Origin of the sequence: Erwinia sp. (genome assembly GCF_031978025.1) — a bacterium.
Classification (GTDB): domain Bacteria; phylum Pseudomonadota; class Gammaproteobacteria; order Enterobacterales; family Enterobacteriaceae; genus Erwinia.
Window position 1 is genome coordinate 1 of the sequence record NZ_DALZCD010000290.1, and the last position, 5,290, is coordinate 5,290.

Here is a 5,290-nt window from a genome sequence, read left to right on the forward strand (position 1 = left end):
GGAAGAGATAGCGGTCATCATCGCGACGGCTACGATCGCCCTTTTTCGGCTGCTGGCTCATCAGGTCGAAACCCGGCGGCGGCAGCGTCCGCGGGTAGACGCCATCGTTCATTCCCAGCAGGCATACTACCTTAAACGGAATAGATCGCATGGGCATCAGCGTACAGAAGTTAACCGGGCCGGCAAGAAAACGCTGGCTGATCCTTTCCTGGTCCAGCCTGGCGCGCAGTTCGTCGCGCAGTAACGACAGCGGGATTGCCGGATGATATTCCGCCTGAATGCCGTAGCTGATAGCCTGCTGCCACTGCTCTTCAATCAGTGCCAGCGCGGCTTCCGCTTCCGCATCACCGGCAAAGAAATCTGCCAGCAGTTCCCGGCAGAGCGGTAGCCAGGCCGCCAGCGCTCTTGGCTCGCTCAGCCGCTCGCGCCAGCGACGCAGCTGCATCAGCAGCTCGGCCAGATGTCCCACCAGTTCAGCAATGAGGCCGCTGGATTCATCATACGGCAGCACGCCCTGCCAGTGGCCGATATCGCTGTGCATGGCGTAGCCCAGCAGCATTCTTGTCAGGCCAAACTGCCAGGTGTGCTGTCCGGTTGGCGGCAAATCCAGTTCGCGAACCGTATCGTCATCCAGCCCCCAGCGAATACCGCACTCGCCTACCCAGTGCCGCAGCCGCCGCAGCCCTTCTTCATCAATCGCAAAGCGGCTGGCTACTGCCGGCACCTCCAGCAACGCCAGTACGCTTTCGGACGTAAAGCGACTGTCGGGCAGGCTCAGCAACGCAATAAAAGCCTGTAAAGCGGGATGCGCCTGGCTGGCGCGACGGTCAGAAATAGAGAAAGGCAGCCAGCGTTCCGCCGGTGCATTGCCGAAAACGGCCTGAATAAACGGCGTGTAGGCGTCGATATCTGCCACCATGACAATAATGTCGCGCGGTGAAAGCTGCGGATCTTCAGCCATCATCGTCAGTAGCCTGTCCTGCAACACTTCCACTTCGCGCTGCGGGCTATGGCAAAGATGAAAAGTTACTGACTGATCATCGGGATCCAATACCCGTTTGGCCTGGCTGGTTTCCCATTCTTCCCGCTTCAGCCCGATAACGGCGTTGTCTTCCAGCTCCAGCAGATCGTGCTGCAGCGTTTGCAGCAGCGTGGTCGGCTCAATATCGACAAAAGCGTCGATTTCCCGGCACTCCATCTGCGCCAGCAAAAACAGGTTGTCGCGTCCGAGCTTGCCCCAGGAGGCTAACAACGGATTGCTCAGCTGCTGTTCGCCCGCCTCGTTAAACAGGCTGGCAGCATTCTCTTCCCGGAAAAGCGCGCTTTCACGCTGCTGTTTATAGTGCTCACGGCGACGGCTTTGCAGCTTAGCCAGAAAGGCGTAGTCCTGAATATCGCCCCAGTAATGCCGACAGGGGTTGGTAAACAGCAGATGAATATCGATATGTTTGCCGAGCGCCTGAAGCGCCTGCAGGTAAACGGGCGGCAGCGCAGAGATACCGCAGATAAACACGCGATCCGGCAGGTTTGGCGGTCTGCTGCTGCTTTGTTCCAGTGTGGCAATAAAACGCGCATAAAGGTTGGCGCGATGCCATTCCGGGTGACCCAGCTCGCGGTTCCAGGCGACCAGTTCTGCCCACAGCGGCGCCTGCCACTGCTGTGCTTCACCCAGTCCTTCGATGCGTTGCCCTTTTTCCCAGCTGTTAAGCCAGTCCGACCGATAAACCAGATACTGGTCATAAAGATCGGCCACGCGCGAGGCAAGCTGAAACAGCTTACGCTTGTCCTCGTCGTCAGAAAGGTAGTGGCTCAGCATGACGAATTCTGGCCGCGACAGCAGCTTCGGCAGAATGGTCATCAGCTTCCAGCTCATACTGGCTTTGCTGAAGGCACTCTCTTTAGGAATGCCCGGTAAAACACGGACAAACATATCCCAGATAAAAGAAGCCGGCAGCGGAAAGGCGATATTGGCGGCAATGCCAAACTGCTCGGCCAGTGACATTTGTAGCCATTGCGCCATACCCGGGCTTTGTACCAGTACCACTTCTGACTGGAAAGGATCGCGCAGCGGCTGGTTTTCGATATGAAAAGCCGCCAGCGTTTTTAAAAGATCCAGCTGATTTGAGTGATAAACGGTAAACATGCCTGCTCCTGGTACGGTGTTGCGCTCTGCGTGCACACTCTACCCCGTCCGGCGGCTGTTGCAAATGCGGCTGGCAGACCGTTTACCGTTTATGTAACCGAAATTTATTTAAAGAGGTAAGCGGCGCTCAACCTTAAGCGCCGCTGACGCTCGCTAAAACAGGCGCTGCGGATGTCCGGGCGGATTAATCAGAGAACCCCGCGCTTTCCTGCTCGTCTTCATTTATACAGCGCAGCTGCGACAATGCGGCTTTAGCCCCGACAGGACTGATAACCCGGGACGTCAGCAGCAGGCAGCTGCCGGTCAGCGTTTGCTGCTCCAGCGTGGTCTGCCAGCCCGGTGCCTGATAGCCTTCAAACCGCTGCCGGGCCAGCCTGACGGCTTCCCGCTGCTGCTGCTGCAGCTGAAAGCCTCTTCCCAGCGCCAGCTGATACTGGATCAGTGCCAGCGAGCTGATGCTGAACAACAGTAGCGCCACCAGCGTTTCCGGCAGGCTAAAGCCCTGCGCCCCCACTATCCGGCAGGCACTCCTCCTCCTTCGCCAACGGACAAAAATCGAGCCAGCCGTGCGGCTGCGGATGTAAGCGGCCATGTTGTTCATCGTAAATTACCCACTGATAGAAGGCGACGGTATTGCTGCCGCTGTCACCCCGTAACAGGGCCTCGCCTTCTGTTATTATCTTAAAACAGGCCCGCCACTCGGGCTGTTGCCTGGCCGTACGGCATCGCCAACTCTCTGCCAACGGCCAGGTTTCCCTTTTTCCCGCTTCCAGTCCCGAAGCCGCCAGGCTGGCCTGCCGCTGATAAAGCCGCTCATCTGCCACCAGGCTTAACGACGCATCCAGCTGCTGACGGGTGGTATTGAGCAGGGCCGCTGACATCAGTAACAGCAGGATCACCATCACCAGTGCGCCGCTTCCCTGCTGCACATTCATAAATTTTCCGCCCTGATCCAGCGCTCAACGGTTAACGGCAGCTGCGGGAAACGTCGGGCGTAGCCACGGAGCACCAGGCGAATCTGCCGCGCCTGCCTGAGCACGCGAAAATCACTTATTACCATGCTGTTCGGGTCGTTCATTTTCTCCCATCCCCCGCTGTCGCAGCTCTCCACGCCGCGCTGTGCTTCCAGATTGCCGTCGCGCAGCCGGAAGCCGTAATAGTCACTGTTGTCATTCCCGGGCCCCTCCCAGCTGCCGTTACTGTTCTCATCCCAACGCACCAGCAGGCAGGCATTTTTCTCACCGACTGTGCTTAGCCCTTTTCCCTGGCATTTACCGTGGCAGTAGCCCGCACGCCGCACGCTTTTTTCCAGCGTGCTCATGACCAGCTGAAGTTCTTCGTGCAGCTGATAAGTCAGCAGAATACGTAGATTGCCGACCTGTAACAGCGGCAAAAATTTTGCCGCCCCCAGCATCAGCACCCCGCTAATCGCCAACGCCACCAGCATTTCCGGCAGGGTAAAACCGGTGCGCTTCACGGGCAGTCATCCTGACAGATGCGCACCCTCGCCCTGGACGAAAGGATAATATGCCGTTCGCCTGCCGCACCGACGAGAACGATTCGTCCTGGTTTGGCCACGTTACGGCGGCCGTAAAATCCCATCCCTTCCGTCAGTGAGGCTATTTTTATCTCAGGCCAGGGGGCGATTAGCGTTCGACGCTGACGTCCATGGCAAGATAGCGGCACCGGCCCGCTGCCCAAACACCACCCGCCCTCCTCCGTTTTCCACAGTAGCGCCTGCTGGTTATGCCAGTTCGCTTCGCTGCGCAGCCGCAGTAAAAAATGCTGGATTTGCCGCGCGCTGGCGTTCAGCCGCTGTGTCTGCTGCCACTGCTGCCAGCCGCCGACCGCGCCAGTCATCAGTACGCCAGCGATAGCCATAACGATCAGTAACTCTGGTAAGGTAAAGCCTGCTCTGTTCATCCGTCTATTGTGCCGCAGGTGAATAACGTTGCCAGCGGCAAAACGCCGCTATGCGAGCGGCTTTCCAACCGTTTACGCTTCAGGTATTTCATTCTCTGTTTGTTGCGGCTCCCATCGAATAAACGGCCTTTTCCGCCGTGCCTTTACCGCCTCTTCCTGCCAGCCAAAACAAATTTCAGGCAGCCGCGGCCCATACGCTTTGGCGCTCAAATTCAAGACAGAGAGGGGTAGCAATATTGTGATGGCGCCATTCAGATTAATGACGGAAGCAGAGAGAACGGCAGCGGCCGTGCAGCAGCGTTTGCCCCTCAGGACAGGAAAGAAAACAGCCATAGCGGCAGCAACAGTTCAGCAGCGTTTGCACTTCAGGACAGGGAAGAAAACGGAGATGACGGCAGCAGGAAAGCGTAAAAAAGGGAGCGAATATTCGCTCCCTTGCTGCGTCAGATAGCGACCGGCGCCTTAATGGCGGGATGCGGATCGTAGCCTTCAATATCAAAATCTTCAAAACGATAATCAAACAGCGAAGCCGGTTTACGTTTGATCACCAGCTTCGGCATTTCTCGCGGTTCGCGGGTCAGCTGCAGGTTCGCCTGCTCCAGGTGGTTGCTGTAAAGGTGCGTGTCGCCGCCCGTCCAGACAAAATCGCCCGGTTCCAGTCCGCACTGCTGCGCCACCATATGCACCAGCAGCGCATAGCTGGCGATATTAAACGGCAGGCCGAGGAACACATCGCAGGAACGCTGGTAGAGCTGACAAGAAAGCTTGCCGTCCGCCACGTAAAACTGGAAGAAGGCGTGGCAAGGGGCCAGTGCCATCTCGTCAAGCTCGCCCACGTTCCAGGCAGAAACAATGATACGGCGTGAATCCGGATCGTTTTTGAGCTGCTCCATCACTTTCGCCAGCTGGTCAATCTGCCGGCCGTCCGGTGCCCCCCAGCTGCGCCACTGCTTGCCATATACCGGGCCAAGGTCACCGTTTTCGTCAGCCCACTCGTCCCAGATAGTGACTTTATTTTCTTTCAGATAGGCGATGTTGGTGTCCCCTTTCAGAAACCACAGCAGCTCGTGAATAATGGAGCGCAAATGGCACTTTTTCGTGGTCACCAGTGGGAAGCCTTCCTGCAGGTTGAAACGCATCTGATGACCAAAAATCGACAGCGTGCCGGTACCGGTACGGTCATTTTTCGGCGTGCCCTCGTTGAGCACTTTCTGCATTAATTCC

General features: G+C 57.4%; 7 protein-coding genes. 1 reads left to right on the forward strand and 6 read right to left on the reverse strand.

Going from position 1 to position 5,290, the window contains the following annotated elements; genetic code table 11:
- From recC to RTK32_RS18515, 5 genes are all read right to left on the reverse strand, one after another.
- Positions 1-2,143 (reverse strand): exodeoxyribonuclease V subunit gamma (recC, locus tag RTK32_RS18495; protein ID WP_312046552.1); only part of this gene is annotated, 2,143 nt, incomplete at its 3' end.
- A 184-nt stretch (positions 2,144-2,327) separates the two neighbouring features.
- The gene (locus RTK32_RS18500; protein ID WP_312046554.1) at positions 2,328-2,657 is read right to left on the reverse strand and encodes a prepilin-type N-terminal cleavage/methylation domain-containing protein; all 330 of its coding nucleotides are present in this window, start codon (positions 2,655-2,657) and stop codon (positions 2,328-2,330) included.
- Positions 2,638-3,078: a DUF2509 family protein gene (locus RTK32_RS18505; protein ID WP_312046556.1), complete on the reverse strand. Its 441-nt coding sequence runs from the start codon at positions 3,076-3,078 to the stop codon at positions 2,638-2,640. The genes RTK32_RS18500 and RTK32_RS18505 overlap by 20 nt, the downstream gene beginning before the upstream one ends.
- A complete protein-coding gene (locus tag RTK32_RS18510; RefSeq protein ID WP_312046564.1) occupies positions 3,075-3,626 on the reverse strand; it encodes a prepilin peptidase-dependent protein in 552 nt (183 codons plus the stop codon). The genes RTK32_RS18505 and RTK32_RS18510 overlap by 4 nt, the downstream gene beginning before the upstream one ends.
- Entirely contained in the window at positions 3,617-4,066 is a 450-nt protein-coding gene (locus RTK32_RS18515) for a prepilin-type N-terminal cleavage/methylation domain-containing protein (protein ID WP_312046558.1), read from the reverse strand. Before RTK32_RS18515 ends, RTK32_RS18510 begins: the two co-directional genes overlap by 10 nt.
- A 28-nt stretch (positions 4,067-4,094) precedes the next feature.
- On the opposite strand from RTK32_RS18515, the gene RTK32_RS18520 reads away from it, so the two are divergent.
- The gene (locus tag RTK32_RS18520; protein WP_312046560.1) at positions 4,095-4,517 is read left to right on the forward strand and encodes a hypothetical protein; all 423 of its coding nucleotides are present in this window, start codon (positions 4,095-4,097) and stop codon (positions 4,515-4,517) included.
- Here RTK32_RS18520 and thyA read toward each other — a convergent pair.
- Positions 4,510-5,290: thymidylate synthase (gene thyA, locus RTK32_RS18525; protein ID WP_312046562.1), on the reverse strand; the 781-nt coding region annotated here is incomplete at its 5' end. The genes RTK32_RS18520 and thyA overlap by 8 nt on opposite strands.